Genomic DNA, 14365 nt, shown 5'->3' on the forward strand with positions numbered 1-14365 from the left:
AAGCGCAGGTACGCAACCGCTGTGCGCCGCAGAGGACGCGCGGAGGAGGTACCGAGCGCACGGCTCCCGCCACGACGTACCCCTGACCGGCCCTTCCTTCCGGCCACACGTCCTCCCACCGCCTCTCCGGCCACTCCCCCTTTCCCATCCGTCCCTCACGCCTCTTTTCCGTCACACCCCTCCCCCTTTCACCCCGCCCCGGACAGCAGGAGCACACAGATGAGCGGCACAGCGCAGATCGGCGTCACAGGCCTGGCGGTCATGGGCCGCAACCTCGCCCGTAACTTCGCCCGCAACGGCTTCACCGTGGCCGTGCACAACCGCACCACCGCGAAGACCGACGCCCTGGTCGAGGAGTTCGGCGACGAGGGCGCGTTCGTCCCCGCGCACACCCCCGAGGAGTTCGTGGCCGCTCTGGAACGCCCCCGGCGCCTCATGATCATGGTGAAGGCCGGGGCGCCGACCGACGCCGTGATCAAGGAGTTCGCCCCGCTCATGGAGGAGGGTGACGTCATCATCGACGGCGGCAACGCCCACTTCGAGGACACCCGGCGCCGCGAGAGGGAACTGCGTGAGCGCGGGATCCACTTCGTCGGCGTGGGCATCTCCGGAGGCGAGGAGGGGGCGCTGAACGGGCCGAGCATCATGCCGGGCGGCTCGGCGGAGTCCTACGCGTCGCTGGGTCCGATGCTGGAGAAGATCGCGGCCGAGGCGAAGGACGGGACGCCCTGCACCACCCACATCGGGCCGGACGCCGCCGGTCACTTCGTGAAGATGGTCCACAACGGCATCGAGTACGCCGACATGCAGCTCATCGCGGAGGCCTACCACCTGCTGCGCGCCGTCGCGGGCTACTCCCCCGCGCAGATCGCGGACACCTTCCGCAGCTGGAACACCGGGCGGCTGGACTCCTACCTCATCGAGATCACCGCCGAGGTGCTCGCCCACACGGACGCCGGGACCGGCTCCCCGTTCGTGGACGTCGTGCAGGACCGGGCGGAGCAGAAGGGCACCGGACGCTGGACCGTGCAGATCGCCCTCGACCTGGGCGTGCCCGTGTCCGGCATCGCCGAGGCGGTCTTCGCCCGCTCCCTGTCCGGGCACGCCGACCTGCGGGAGGCGGCACGCGGCCTGCCCGGCCCGTCGACCACCCCGCTGGGCAAGGAGGAGGCGGCGGCCTTCGCCGATCGGGTCGAGCAGGCCCTGTACGCCTCCAAGATCGTGTCCTACACGCAGGGGTTCCACCAGATCAGGGCAGGCAGCGAGGCGTACCACTGGGACATCGACCTCGGGGCGGTCGCATCGATCTGGCGGGCCGGGTGCATCATCCGCGCGGCCTTCCTGGACCGCATCCGGGCGGCGTACGACAGCCGGCCCGACCTGCTGAGCCTCCTCTCCGACCAGCGGTTCGCCGAGGAGATCGGTGCGGCGCAGGACGACTGGCGCACGGTGATCGCCGAAGCCGTACGGCAGGGGGTGCCGACCCCCGGCTTCGCGGCGGCGCTCTCGTACTACGACGGGCTGCGCGCCGACCGGCTGCCCGCGGCGCTCACCCAGGGCCAGCGCGACTTCTTCGGCGCCCACACCTACCGGCGCACCGACCGGGACGGCTCGTTCCACACGCTGTGGGGCGGCGACAGGTCGGAGGTCGCCGCCGGCTGATCGGCCGGTCCTCGTATGCTCGGCCGGTGACCAGCAGCCCGCCTCCCGGCGAACCGGCTCCCAGGACCACGCTCCGCCGGCTCCTCGCCCACGACGACGCGGGCACGCTGCGGCTGCTCGTTGCTCCCGCCGGGCGGGACGTGGCGGTACGGGGCGTGGTCTTCGGCGACGAGGCGGCGGCGGGGCACGCCGCCGGTGCGCAGGTGGTGCTGGCGGTCGGTCCGCCCGCCGCCTGCGCGGACGCGGCGCCGGCCGTGCGGGAGGCGGCCCGCAGCGGTGCCTGCGCCGTGGTGCTGCGGGAAACGGAGGGGGCACCCGCGGCTCCGGAAGTCCTGGCCGCGGCCGCCGAGTCGGGGATCGCGTTGCTGGCCAGGGCGGCGTGGACGGACTGGAGCGACACCGCCGCGTTGCTGCGCTCCGCCCTGGCCCTCGCCGCGGCGGGCACCCCGGACGCCGGAGGGGACGCCCACCCCTACGGCGACGGTCTGGACGAGCTGGCCGCCGCCATCGCCGCGCGTACGGGGGGTTCGATCACCATCGAGGACACCTCGTTCCGGGTGCTGGCCCACTCGGCGACCCTTCCGGAGGCCGACGGCGTACGCCGGTCCACGATCCTGGGCGGCCGGGTGCCCGAGTGGCGGATCGCGGAACTGCGGCGCAGCGGGGTGCTGCGGGCGCTGTGGACTTCCCGGGACGTGATCCGCCGGCCCGCCGACGGCGACAGCCCCGAGCGTCTGGTCGTCGCCGTCCGCAACGGCCCCGAGGTACTGGGCTCGATCTGGGCGGCGGCGGACGGCCGCAGCCTCTCGCCGCATGCCGGGGACGCGCTGCGGCGGGCCGCCGCGGCCGCCGCCCCGCTCCTGATCCGGCACCGGCTGCGGGAGAGCGGAGCCGTACGCCGCCGGGACGACGCCTTGCGCGGCCTGCTGTACGGACAGGGTGACGGGCGCACGCACGCGTGGTCGCTGGGGCTGGCGCCCGAGACCCCGTGCGCGGTGGTGATCGCGGAGCCGGCCGGGGCCTCGGGGCAGGATCCGGCGCGAGGCGTAGGGCCGGAACCGGCCGGAGGCACGCAGCCGCCCACCGGTGGTGCGTCGCCGCCGGACGGTGGTGCGCCACCGTCCCAGGACCCGCAGTCGGCCTGCGCGGGACTCTCCCTGTCCTGCGCATCGCGGCCGCCCGACGCGCCACCGCCTCCCGAGGGCCCGCAGACGCCGGCAGGTGGTGCGGGGTCGGGGATCCGGCGCACGCTGGACGTGCTGGCCCTACAGGCCTCTTCGTACCGCTCCGGTGTCCTGGTGCTGCGTGAGGCCGAGCGGCTGCTCGTGCTGTTCCCCCTGCGTGGCGGCGGTCAGGAACGCGAGGTGCTCGGCCTCGCCCGGGAACTGGCCGGCCTGGCGTCCGCCCTGCCCGGCGGGGTGCCCGTCCGGGCCGGGGCCGGGCGCGTGGTCCCGTCCCCCGCCGAAGCCGCCGTCTCCCGGGAGGAGGCCGGTCTGGTGGTGCGCGTGCTGCGCGAGCGGGAACGGCGGGGCGGGCCAAGCCCCGCGCTGTCGCACGCGGGGCCCGCGGAGGCCGGGCCGGGGCTCGACGTCCTGCGCGCCCTGGACGCGGTGAGGCCGCTGTGGGACTCGGGCACGGGCCCGGTACACGATCTCGTACGCACCGATCTCGCGGCCGGCGGTGTGCTGGTGCGGTCGCTGGCCGCGTATCTCGACGCCTCGGGTGACGTGGTGCGGGCGGCACGGCGGCTCGTCGTCCACCCCAATACGCTGCGGTACCGCCTGCGTCGTGCCCGGGAGCGGTTCGGCGTCGATCTGGACGACCCGGACACCCGGCTGCTGCTCACGCTCGCGGTGCGCCTGACGGGTGACGTGTGACCGCCGGGCGGCACGTTCGTCCGGGAGTTGTGCGTCCGGACGGAGATTGCCGCCAGTCTTGTCCTTCGCGACAAAGACCCGGGGGGCTCCCATCACCGACTCTCGCCGTATGACATCGACGACCGGTGCCGCAGGCGCGGCACATCCCCCGTCCGGCCCGCGCGCGGGCCGGTTCGCCGAGGCGGTCCGCCGGGCCGTGGCGGACGGACTGCTCGGCGAGCGGCAGCCCGTGGCCGGCTTCCTCGACGTGGACGGTGTCCGGGACTCCGTCACCGCGCTGCACGAGGCCTTCGCCCCGGTTCCGGGTGTACCCGTCCTGCACACCTTCGCGGCGAAGGCCGCTTCCCTCGTCCCGGTGCTGCGGCTACTCGCCGACTGCGGCATGGGCTGCGAGGTGGCGAGCCCGGGCGAGCTGCGGCTCGCCGTCGAGGCGGGGTTCGCCCCGGAGCGGATCGTGCTCGACTCGCCCGCGAAGACCCGGGAGGAGTTGCGGCTGGCGCTGGCGCTCGGTGTGGCGGTGAACGCCGACAGTCCGGGCGAGCTCCGCCGGATCGGGGAACTGCGCTCGCCGGGCTCGGCGTCCGTACTCGGGTTGCGCGTCAATCCGCAGGTGGGAAGCGGCTCCATCGGGGCGATGAGCACCGCGACGGCGACTTCCAAGTTCGGTGTGGCCCTGCGCGATCCGGGCGCCCGGGAACAGGTCGTCCAGGCCTTCGCGGAGCGTCCCTGGCTGACCCGGCTCCATACCCACGTGGGGTCCCAGGGCTGCCCGCCGGAACTCATCGCCGAGGGCATCGCCGAGACGTACGGGCTGGCCGAGGAGATCAACGCGGCGATGGGTGCCCAGCAGGTCACAGGTATCGACATCGGCGGCGGGCTGCCGGTCAACTTCGCCGACGACGAGGTGCGTCCCGCCTTCGCGGACTACGTGGCCGCGCTCCGGACGGCGGCTCCCGGCCTCTTCGACGGCCGCTACCACCTGGTCACCGAGTTCGGCAGGTCCCTGCTGGCGAAGAACGGATTCATCGGGGCGCGCGTGGAGTACACGAAGGACGCCGGTGGCCGGCGCATCGCGCTCACCCACGCCGGAGCACAGATCGCCACCCGTACGGTCTTCATGCCCGACGCCTGGCCGCTCCGGGTCGGTGTGTTCGACGGGGACGGACGCCCCAGGAGCGGGCCGCCGATGGTCCAGGACGTCGCGGGGCCCTGCTGTTTCGCCGGGGACGTGGTCGCTCACGGCCGGGAACTGCCCGAGATCCGGGAGGGCGACTTCGTCGTCCTGTACGACACCGGCGCGTACTACTTCTCCACCCCGTGGGCCTACAACAGCCTTCCGCGGCCCGCCGTGTACGGCTTCTCGTGCGGTCCGGACGGAGAGGGACTGCGCTTCGCGCCGGTGCGCGACGCGCAGTCCCTGGACTCCGTGGCGACAGAGAGCGGGCTGGACCACGCGGACGCGCTGACGGCGCTGGCGGGCCGCCGGCCCGCTCCCTGAGGCCGGGCGCTCCTGGCCGTCCCTTCCCGGGCCGGGAGGGACCTGGGCACCGGCGGCCCGCGCGGCTCGGCGGAAGGCCCGGCCGGGCGCACGACTGGACCGGCGCGGGGGCGGGAACACCCGGCTCCGGCCGTCAGACAGTCTGCGGAGGGCTCAGCCCGCAGGCTGCGGCGAGGGTTCCGGCTCCGGTACGGGCTCCGGGTTCGGGCTCGGCGGCTGCGGAATCGGATCCGGTGCCGGGCCGGGCGGCACCGGCTGCGGCGGGCCGGGCGGCGGGGAGGGCACGGGTGCCGGCTCCGGCGCGGGCGGCGTCGGCACCGGCGACGGCGGGCCGGGCACGGGCGGGGCCGGCGGGGGCGGTACCGGGTCGGGAATCGGATGGGTCATCTCGGGCCTCCAACAGCAGACAAAGGTACGAGCGGATCGAGATGGTCGCATCTCCACCGTCTCCCGATGCGGCTGCCCGCGCCTGCCGAGTCCATACGTGAGACCGTGCCCGGTCCCGTACGCGGTCACTCCCGCCCGGCCCCGTGCCCCTGACCGGTATCAGAGCAGCTCAGGGTGCGACTCGAGCTGCCGCTGCGCGCCCCGGACCAGTTCCTCCGGAGCCTCGGGGGCCTGCTCGGGGTGACGGGTGGCCCACTTCGCGACGTACGGGCACAGCGGAACGACGGGTACCCCCTCGCGGGCCGCCATGGTGTAGAACTCCCGGGCGAGGGCGCCCGCGATGCCCTTCCCCTCGTACGCCGGCTTGACGACGGTGTGGACGGCCACCAGGGCGCCGGGCTCCGGGTACATCACGAAGTACGCGATGGTTCCGGCGGCCGTACCGTCCTCGTACGCCACCAGTTTGCCGTGTTCGCGGTCGTCGCGGATCTCCACCGACATGTTCTCTGCTGCCATGGTGTGCTCCCTTGGTGGGTGGACGCGGATGGGGAAACGGCCGGGTCAGCCCTGTGTCGGCACCGCGTGCGGACTGCGCTCCGTACGGGAACCCGGCACGGGTGCCGACGCGTCGGCACCCAGGGCCACGATGCGATTGTCCGCGTCGACGTGCACGACGCTCGGCGTGAAGGTGCGGGCTTCGGCGTCCTCCACCTGGGCGTAACTGATGAGGATCACCAGATCACCGGGGTGCACGAGGTGGGCGGCGGCTCCGTTGATCCCGATGACGCCGGAGCCCCGCTCCCCCTCGATGACGTACGTCTCGAGCCGGGCACCGTTGTCGATATCCACGATATGGACAAGCTCGCCGGGCAGCAGGTCGGCCGCGTCCATCAGATCCGCGTCGACCGTCACGGAACCGACATAGTGCAGGTCGGCCTGGGTGACGGTGGCCCGGTGGATCTTGGACTTGAACAGAGTACGCAGCACTTTGGACTCCCAGGAGACGGCTCCCTGCCAGCTTTCTGCAGGTCAAGGGCGGTGTCGACTGTACACCGGGACACGCCGGTCGAGCATTGTGAGGAACATCGCTCCGCTCGGGCGAGACGGCTTCACGCCTGGGCTTTCGCGCCGCACCGGCGTCTGTTCACGCAATCCTCCAGGAAAGTCCGGCGACTCATGCTGACCGCATGCTGACTTACCTGATGCGCCATCAAAGATGCGGGAGGCCACTCTGCCCACGGACGACGTGCTCCACGCACCGACCTGTCGGGCACCGTGATCGCTCCGGTTCGTGGAACACGGTCCCTTCTGCCCTCGGCCCGTCGGCGCTCGACCGCCCCGCACGCCGGTTCGCTGCCCGCCTCCCGCCCGAGGCGAAGTCCAGGTCACGCGCCCCTGCGCACTTGCGTGCGCTACTCCTCCCTTCCGTACGGTCCAGCCGATGGCGAACCGCCGTTGCAGACCGTTAAGGAGAGCTGTTGAAGCCGACCGAGGAAGTGCTCCAGAACCTGACCCAACCCTCAAGCGTCTCCGTCCACTCCGACGACGCGCTCGTCGGGAAGGTGAAGGCCGCTATCGCGGCGGACAACGAGAGGCGCAAGGAGAATGAGGACGAGCCGCTCCGCCGGAAGCCCGCCCTCGTCCCGATCCTGCCGACGGAGCTGCCCCGGCAGTTCGAAGTGACCCTCTGGGACGTGCTCCACACCCTCGCCCGGGCCACTGCACTGTCGTGGCGAGGGGCGGGCCGGGGGCTGGCGGAGCACTGGGGCGCACTCAAGTACACCCAGGCCTTGGCCGGCGGTCGTGACTCCTTCCTCGGCCTCACCGACGAAGGCCACCGCATCGCGGACCACTACAAGTCGCTGCAGTCCGGCGAGCTCGGCATCGGCTTCGCACTCACGCTCACCGAGCACATGCTGCGCAGCCGCTTCCCCGACCATTCGGTGACAATCGTCCCCGCCGACACGGCGTTACGCGCGGGCTGGGCCCTCACCAGCCGGGACAAGGGCGAGAAGGTGAAGTACCGCTACCGGCCCCAGTACTTCGCCGAGGTCTGGCGGCCGGGCGAGCCGCCCCTCGTCATCCCCCTCGCCTGCAAGGGCAACCACAGCGACTCGGCCACCTCCGCCGAGCAACTGGCCTCCGCCTCGGCCCACGCCGAAGCGGTCCACATCGGCGCGTGGAACGAGACCCCCAGCCTGCTGTTCAGCACGCAGCTCCCGACGGACAGCGGCACGATGACCGTCCACGCCCTCCAGTCACCGGGCAGTGGTGGGCGGCTGTCCCCGGCAGCGGGCCGGGAAGCGGACCGGAACGCCCCACCGTTCCAGGCGAACGTGATGCCGGACATTCATCCGCCAGCCGGGGGCCTGGTAGCACCGGAGCCCGTACGGGGCTGCCACGTGCAGCCGAAGGACTACGCCTGGTTCCAGGAGTCCCTGGCCCACACCACTGCGGCGGGCCTCATGGCCTTCACCGGCTCCGGCCACGCCACCGCCCGCCACCTGACCGACCGGCAGGGCCGCAAACGCTTCACCGGCCTCGAACACGCGGCCGGCATGAGCATCCAGGACGCCGCCCACACCATCTTCCGCAACGAGTACGTCGGCACCGACCACGTCTTCCGCCTCAACGGCCCCCGTGTCGAGGCGTTCTCCGGCGTGGAGGAGGAGGTCTTCAGACTTCTCGCCAGAGGCTACGTCGACAAGTACCGCGCCCTTGTCCACGCGAGCCGCGGCGTCCGCCCCCGCCTCACCTTCGACAAGGACTGGGGCGGCCCCGTCTCCGTCCACGCCGACGGCTCCGTCTTCGCCCTGCGACTGCTGCCGGGGCAGAACGAGGAACCCTGCGCGTGCTCGTCTCGCTGACGCGCCTCTGAGACGACAGCTCCGTCCGTACGGCCTCTGGGCGGACGCCCAAATCACATGACGGCCAAGAGCGTGGGCCTCGACTCGCGGTGACCGGAGCCCTGGAGAACCTGGTCGACCGCCGGACCAGCCCGGCCCGCTCGAAGAAGTCCGCCGTTGGAGGTGGCGAACGAGAGACGCCGCTGCTCATGGGGCCGATGCTGGTCGCGCAGTACACCGTGAGTCTGCGTCCTGATCGCGGGACCACCTGGTGCAGCGCCCTCGCGGCCGCGGCCGGAATCGCGCTCACCGGCTTCATCACGGACTCTCCGCACGAGTGGATCATCGGCTTGGTCAATCCGGCGGCCTGGGTCCTGATGGTCGCCTCCTTCGGCAGCTACGTGCGCGTGCGCCGCGAGTACGCCATCGCCCGCGCCGAGCACGCCGGCCAGGAGCGGGACGAGGAGGCCCGCCGGCGGGTGATCCAGGAGCGCATGCGCATCGCACGCGAACTGCACGACGTGGTCGCCCACCATCTCGCGCTCGCCAACGCCCAGGCCGGCACCGCCGCCCATCTGGCCCGGACCCGTCCCGACCAGGCCATCGCCATGATCGAGAAGTTGCCGGAAGTGACCGCCTCGGCCCTGCGCGAGCTCAAGGCCACCGTCGGCCTGCTGCGTCAGGACACCGACTCCCAGGAGCTGGCTCCCGCACCGGGTCTGGACCAGCTGCCACAACTCGTCGAGACCTGCGCTTCAGCGGGCCTGGACGTCTCCGTCACCCGCGAGGGCCAGCCACAAGCACTCACGCCCGGCATGGACCTCACGGCCTACCGGATCGTCCAGGAAGCCCTGACCAATGTCACCAAGCACGCCGCCACACCCTCCGCACGGGTCCGGCTGGACTACACCGCCCCCTACCTGACACTCACCATCACCAACGAAGCCGGAGAGCCTTCCTCGGTTGCTGCCGACGCCCGTGGCTTCGGGCTGCTGGGCATGCGCGAACGTGCCTTGGCGGCAGGCGGGACGTTCCACGCCGGGCCGCGGCCCGAAGGCGGTTTCGAAGTCGCCTGCGCGCTTCCCCTTCCCGGCTCCGAGGAGAGCACCTCATGACCATCCGCGTCCTGCTCGCCGACGACCAGGCGCTACTCCACGCCACCTTCCGCATCCTCATCGACTCCGACCCGGACATGACGGTCGTGGCGGAGGCAGCCGACGGGCAGCAGGCTGTGGACCTGACCCTCGAGCACCGTCCCGACGTCGCCCTCATGGACATCCGCATGCCCGGCACCGACGGGCTGGCGGCCACGGCCGACATCTGCGCCCGGACCGGGCTGTCGAGCACCCGGGTCCTGATCCTCACCACGTTCGAGAACGACGAGAACGTCGCCATCGCCCTGCGGTCCGGGGCGAGCGGCGTCCTTGGCAAGGACGTCGGCCCCGACGTCCTACTGACGGGCATCCGCACCGTGGCAGCGGGAGACGCCCTCCTCTCCCCTACGGCCACCCGGGCACTGATCACCCGCTTCTTGGCCTCCCCGGCCGACAGCGTGCCTCTCACCGCACCGGAACGTCTCACCCTGCTCACCGAGCGCGAACGTGAAGTCGTGGCACTGGCCGCGCTGGGCAAGTCGAACCACGAGATCGTCGACCAGCTGGTCCTCAGCCACCTGACCGTACGCACCCACACCTCCCGCGCGATGACCAAACTCAACGCCCGCGACCGGGCCCAACTGGTCGTGATCGCCTACCAGAGCGGCCTTGTGCGACCGAACCTCGACGGTTGACGCGCAGAACCGGCGCGTTCACCGCCACGGCGCGCCCCGGGTGAAGCGTGGCGGCGCAGTGGGTGGCAGAAGTAGGGGCGCCGTGCTCGGTCTGGCGGTGCGCGGCGGTCGCCTTGTCCACCTGCATCCCGCAGACCGGGTCCGTGACCACGCTGTCGCCGTCGGGGGAGGCGGGGCGGTGGTGCCCAAGGCCTGCCGTGATGGCCCTGTCGTGGGCCGGGGCTCGGTCGGCGGCGGGCTCGACACGGGGCTGGACGCGGGCGGGCTCGGCCTGAGGCAGCGGCTGGGTGTGCCGGCGGTGCAGCCGGGAGGCGTCGGTGACCGCCGACAGCGAGCTGAGCGCCATGGCCGCGGCGGCGATGACCGGCTCAGACGCGGGTCGCTCTCCGGCCTGCGCCACCACCCCTGCTGCGCGGTAGGGGGCTGAACGGGCCCACCGGTCCTGAACCGCCCTGCCCCGGGCCGTCGCACCGGGCGGAGGGACAATGGAGTCGAGGAAGGCAAGAAGTCCCGGGAGCCCATTCAGCGCCCGGTCGCCGACTGACCGAAGCAGGTGAGTGGCGATGATGTTCTGGTACGCCCACGGCATGAACGGATGGGCCTGGTTCGGGATGTCGGTCGGCATGGTCCTGTTCTGGGCCCTGATCATCACAGCCCTTGTGCTGGTCCTCCGCACCGCCAATCAACCCCACGAACACACCCACACCCCCGCCGCACCGACACCGCAGCAGATCCTCGACGAGCGGTTCGCCCGCGGGGAGATCGACGAAGAGGAGTACCGGCGCCGCCTGAGTACGCTGCGCGCCGACCCTTTCCCCGCGAAGTAGAAACCGGCCGCCCCGGCTGCGGCCTCTACGCCTTCCGCTGCAGAAGGCCCGTGATGAACGACAAGCGCACCGACGGCACGTACGCGCTCGGCGCCGAAGATGTCCGCCCGGGCCTGCGCCTGCCCGCACTGCTCCGCACTGCACCGCACTGCACCACACCGCACCGCACCGCAGGAAGGGAGTTCACCTACGCCTGGGAGTATGGGGGCCGCTGCCTCACTCCTGGAGTACGTCCATGCCCCGTGCCCACCTCCATCCCTCTCGGCCCCGCGCCGGGTGGATCGTCACAGGGCCGGGACGGAGCCGCCCTCCTGTCGGCGCGGTCGGCGCGGGTTCCGCTCGGCTGACCGCGGCCAACGCGACGCCAGGCCGGCTCTCCGACGGGCCGGGGCGGACAGGTCCGCGCCGTCCACGCTGACGCGGGGCGCCGGTTGAGCGGAGGCGCGTACGCGTGGGCGGATCGCCGACGCGGGCATCCGGCCTTCGGCTCTCACCGCGCAGCTCAGTCGCCGAACTCCCACGACTCCGCCATCCCCCCGACCCTGGAGACCCGCCATGCCACGCGTCCTCCTCATCGAAGACGACCCCTCGGTGCGCGAGGGGGTCGAGCTCGGGCTGCGGCGGCGCGGGCACGAGGTCCTCGCCGTCGCGACCGGTGAGGCCGGACTGGAGGCACTGGGCGCCTTTCGCCCCGACCTCCTCCTGCTCGACCTGATGCTGCCCGCCATGAGCGGCGTCCAGGTGTGTGAAGGGGTGCGCGGGACGAGCCAGTTGCCGATCATCATGCTGACCGCGCGCGGTGACGACACCGACATCGTGCTCGGCCTGGAGGCGGGTGCGGACGACTACGTCGTCAAGCCCGCACGTACCGAGGTCATCGAGGCCCGCCTCCGTGCCGTGCTGCGCCGCGCGGAAAGGTCGGTCGACGCGGGACCGGCCGTTGAGTACCACGGTGAACTCGCCGTCGACCGTGCCGCTCACACCGTGCTCAAGTCGGGCGACTGCGTCGCCCTCGCGCCCTCCGAACTGAAGCTGTTGCTGCACCTGTCGGCGGCGCCGGAACAGGTCTTCAGCAGGCAGAGGCTCCTGGAAGAGGTATGGGAGCACAAGTACCACTGTGACGTCCGTCTGGTGGACGCCTGCGTGCGCCGCTTACGCGCCAAGATCGAAGACCCCTCCCCCGCGCCTCGGTACATCCAGACCGTCCGGGGTTCGGGCTACCGCTTCGGTCCGCTGTGAGGATGCCTGCGACCGCCGCGTTCGGGCTACGGACCCGGCTGGTGATCGCGTTCCTGCTGGTGGCCGCGGTCAGCGCCGTCACGACCGCCGCACTGACCTACCGGGAGGCGCGCAGCGCCGTCCTCGTGCGTGCGCAGGACACAGCCGTCGCCTCCTTCCGGGAGGAGGTCGAGCGGTTCGTCCCCGGTCTGCCCTTGGACCCGGAGTCGCTGCGGTGGGACCTCTACGACATCGCGGCACGCGCCAAACCGCATCCGTGGATCGTCTTCGCCGAGTACGGCTCGTTGCGCGCCTCCTCGGGTGACCGGCCCGTCTCCGGTGTTGTGACAGCGGAGCTGCGTCGCACGGCGCTCACCTCGCCGCACGGCAGCTTCGAACGGGTCGTCAAGGACGGAACCGCGTATCTGACGATCGCCATGCCGGTGATGACCCGCGTCGTCGCGGGCGGGGACGCGGTGCCGAGCGGCCTGGTTCTCTTCGCGGTGATGCCCATGACGAACGAGGAGGTGGACATCGACGCCCTGGTGACCGCTGCCCGCGACGGCGCGCTGCCGGGGCTTGCCGTGGCCCTGGTGCCCGCGCTGCTCGCGGCGCGGAGCGTGCTGCGCCCCGTCCGTGAACTACGGCGCGCCGCACAGTCGATGGGCGGCGGGCGGCTCGACACCCGTATCCCCGTACACGGCCGGGACGAGATGGCCGACCTGGCACGGACGTTCAACGATTCGGCGGCCCGACTCGAGCGCTCGGTGCAGGAGTTGCGGGACGCGGGGGTGCGGGCCCGGCGCTTCGCCTCCGATGTGTCGCACGAGTTGCGCACCCCGCTCGCCGGGATGCTCGCGGTGACGGACGTCGTGGACGAGGACGCCGGGACACTCGACCCGGAGACCGCCCGCGCGGTGCGGCTGATCAGCTTCGAGACCGGCAGGCTGGCCGTACTGGTGGAGGACCTGATGGAGATCTCCCGCTTCGACGCCCGCGCGGCGGAACTCAACGCCGACGAGGTGGACGCCGCCGAGGCCGTGCGCAGCACCCTGTCCGGCAGGCAGTGGCTGGGCCGGGTCCGGGCGGAGCTGCCCGACGGGCTCCGGATCCGCCTCGATCCGCGCCGCTTCGACGTCATCATGGCCAACCTGGTCGGCAACGCCCTTCGCCACGGTGGCGAGCCGGTCACGGTTCGGCTGTCGGCAGGAGACGGCGTGCTGATCATCGAGGTGCGCGACAGCGGGCCCGGGATCGCACCGGAGGCGCTGCCGCACGTCTTCGACCGCTTCTACAAGGCGGACGCCGCTCGTTCCCGGTCGTCGGGGAGTGGGCTCGGGCTTGCGATCACCGCGGAGAACGTACACCTGCACGGCGGCACGATCCGCGCGGAGAACGCCCCCGGCGGTGGCGCGCTGTTCACCCTCGAGCTGCCCTTCGACGGGCCGGCGTCCTGGTGCGGGGCGGCGGACGGTCCGGCGTCCGCGCACGGGGGCGAGTGGCCGGCGGACAGTCGCGACCGATCGGAGGCCGTTTCATGAGGAAGCCGGCGTTCCGCGGTACGCGCCGGGCGTTCCGGCGCGCCGCCCTGCTGGTGCTGGGCGTGGGTCCGCTCGTGGGGTGCGGTATCCAGGAGACGGCCGTGGTGGAGGCCGGCAGACCGGCTGTCGCCGATCTGCTTCCCCCGCGCGAGGGACGTGTGCTGTTGTTCTTCCTCTCCCCGGACGACGAACTGCTGCCTGTGCCCCGGAACGTCGATTCGGCGTGGCGGAGCGGTGTCCCGGGCTCCTCGGGGCCGGACGATTCGTCGGCCTCATCCGACGGGTCGCGCGGAGGGGACGGCGGCGGTGGTTCGCCTTTGGGGAGCGGGGAGATGAGCGGGTCCGTCTCGCCACTGGCAGCCGTCACCGCCCTGCTGGCAGGGCCGGACAAGGCCGAGCGCCGGGCCGGATTGCGCAACGCCCCCTCCCTGCCCGGTGCGGCATCCGTCGCGGACCGGGTCGTGAGCGGCGGGCTCACCGTCGAGGTCGTGCTGCGCCTGCGGGTGACCCGGCTGTCCGTTCCCGCCCGCGACCAGCTCGTCTGCACGGCCGCGTACGCGGCACACGCGAACGGGGCGGTGTCCGTGACCCTGGCCGGGCAGGAGGGGCGCCTCCCCCCGGCCGGGTGTCCCGTCCGACCGGTTCCGGTACCGGCCCGGTGAGCTGTGCCGGAAGGCGTACGAGGGCTGCGCCGGCCGGATCGGGCTCCGGCGCACCCGC

Annotated in this window: 12 protein-coding genes; 10 read left to right on the forward strand and 2 right to left on the reverse strand. The window is 72.4% G+C overall.

What is annotated here, in order from left to right; genetic code table 11:
- Positions 1–219 precede the first annotated feature (219 nt).
- From gndA to ACH4VO_RS10665, 3 genes are all read left to right on the forward strand, one after another.
- Positions 220–1662, forward strand: coding sequence for an NADP-dependent phosphogluconate dehydrogenase (gene gndA, locus ACH4VO_RS10655; RefSeq protein ID WP_360990753.1), 1443 nt, complete (start codon positions 220–222; stop codon positions 1660–1662).
- A gap of 26 nt (positions 1663–1688) precedes the next feature.
- The gene (locus ACH4VO_RS10660; RefSeq protein WP_360990751.1) at positions 1689–3539 is read left to right on the forward strand and encodes a helix-turn-helix domain-containing protein; all 1851 of its coding nucleotides are present in this window, start codon (positions 1689–1691) and stop codon (positions 3537–3539) included.
- Between the two features lie 109 nt (positions 3540–3648).
- Positions 3649–5037, forward strand: coding sequence for a diaminopimelate decarboxylase (locus ACH4VO_RS10665; RefSeq protein ID WP_360990748.1), 1389 nt, complete (start codon positions 3649–3651; stop codon positions 5035–5037).
- 546 nt (positions 5038–5583) lie between these two features.
- Here ACH4VO_RS10665 and ACH4VO_RS10670 read toward each other — a convergent pair.
- Both ACH4VO_RS10670 and panD read right to left on the reverse strand, forming a co-directional pair.
- Positions 5584–5940, reverse strand: a complete 357-nt coding sequence (locus ACH4VO_RS10670; RefSeq protein ID WP_360990745.1) for a GNAT family N-acetyltransferase — start codon at positions 5938–5940, stop codon at positions 5584–5586.
- Positions 5941–5985: 45 nt separating this feature from the next.
- Complete coding sequence (gene panD, locus ACH4VO_RS10675) at positions 5986–6411, reverse strand: aspartate 1-decarboxylase (RefSeq protein WP_360990742.1); 426 nt, start codon at positions 6409–6411, stop codon at positions 5986–5988.
- Between the two features lie 491 nt (positions 6412–6902).
- On the opposite strand from panD, the gene ACH4VO_RS10680 reads away from it, so the two are divergent.
- From ACH4VO_RS10680 to ACH4VO_RS10710, 7 genes are all read left to right on the forward strand, one after another.
- Positions 6903–8291, forward strand: coding sequence for a hypothetical protein (locus tag ACH4VO_RS10680; RefSeq protein ID WP_360990740.1), 1389 nt, complete (start codon positions 6903–6905; stop codon positions 8289–8291).
- Positions 8292–8380: 89 nt separating this feature from the next.
- Complete coding sequence (locus tag ACH4VO_RS10685; RefSeq protein WP_360990737.1) at positions 8381–9385, forward strand: sensor histidine kinase; 1005 nt, start codon at positions 8381–8383, stop codon at positions 9383–9385.
- The gene (locus ACH4VO_RS10690) at positions 9382–10059 is read left to right on the forward strand and encodes a response regulator transcription factor (RefSeq protein ID WP_360990734.1); all 678 of its coding nucleotides are present in this window, start codon (positions 9382–9384) and stop codon (positions 10057–10059) included. The genes ACH4VO_RS10685 and ACH4VO_RS10690 overlap by 4 nt, the downstream gene beginning before the upstream one ends.
- 563 nt (positions 10060–10622) lie before the next feature.
- Complete coding sequence (locus tag ACH4VO_RS10695) at positions 10623–10886, forward strand: SHOCT domain-containing protein (RefSeq protein ID WP_360990732.1); 264 nt, start codon at positions 10623–10625, stop codon at positions 10884–10886.
- Between the two features lie 555 nt (positions 10887–11441).
- Positions 11442–12125, forward strand: a complete 684-nt coding sequence (locus tag ACH4VO_RS10700) for a response regulator transcription factor (protein WP_360990730.1) — start codon at positions 11442–11444, stop codon at positions 12123–12125.
- Between the two features lie 2 nt (positions 12126–12127).
- Positions 12128–13645 carry a HAMP domain-containing sensor histidine kinase gene (locus tag ACH4VO_RS10705; protein ID WP_360990728.1) on the forward strand — a complete coding sequence of 506 codons (1518 nt, stop codon included), beginning with the start codon at positions 12128–12130 and terminating at the stop codon, positions 13643–13645.
- Entirely contained in the window at positions 13642–14307 is a 666-nt protein-coding gene (locus ACH4VO_RS10710) for a hypothetical protein (RefSeq protein WP_360990726.1), read from the forward strand. The genes ACH4VO_RS10705 and ACH4VO_RS10710 overlap by 4 nt, the downstream gene beginning before the upstream one ends.
- The last annotated feature ends 58 nt before the right edge of the window (positions 14308–14365 follow it).

It is taken from the genome of Streptomyces sp. NPDC020780 (genome assembly GCF_044334475.1).
Lineage (GTDB): Bacteria > Actinomycetota > Actinomycetes > Streptomycetales > Streptomycetaceae > Streptomyces.

Excerpts from the sequence above, each read along its gene's own strand:
- ACH4VO_RS10690 (WP_360990734.1), top strand. The coding sequence starts at position 9,382 with ATGACCATCCGCGTCCTGCTCGCCGACGACCAGGCGCTACTCCACGCC.
- gndA (WP_360990753.1), top strand. The coding sequence starts at position 220 with ATGAGCGGCACAGCGCAGATCGGCGTCACAGGCCTGGCGGTCATGGGC.
- ACH4VO_RS10665 (WP_360990748.1), top strand. The coding sequence starts at position 3,649 with ATGACATCGACGACCGGTGCCGCAGGCGCGGCACATCCCCCGTCCGGC.
- ACH4VO_RS10710 (WP_360990726.1), top strand. The coding sequence starts at position 13,642 with ATGAGGAAGCCGGCGTTCCGCGGTACGCGCCGGGCGTTCCGGCGCGCC.
- ACH4VO_RS10695 (WP_360990732.1), top strand. The coding sequence starts at position 10,623 with ATGATGTTCTGGTACGCCCACGGCATGAACGGATGGGCCTGGTTCGGG.
- ACH4VO_RS10705 (WP_360990728.1), top strand. The coding sequence starts at position 12,128 with ATGCCTGCGACCGCCGCGTTCGGGCTACGGACCCGGCTGGTGATCGCG.
- ACH4VO_RS10700 (WP_360990730.1), top strand. The coding sequence starts at position 11,442 with ATGCCACGCGTCCTCCTCATCGAAGACGACCCCTCGGTGCGCGAGGGG.
- ACH4VO_RS10670 (WP_360990745.1), bottom strand. The coding sequence starts at position 5,940 with ATGGCAGCAGAGAACATGTCGGTGGAGATCCGCGACGACCGCGAACAC.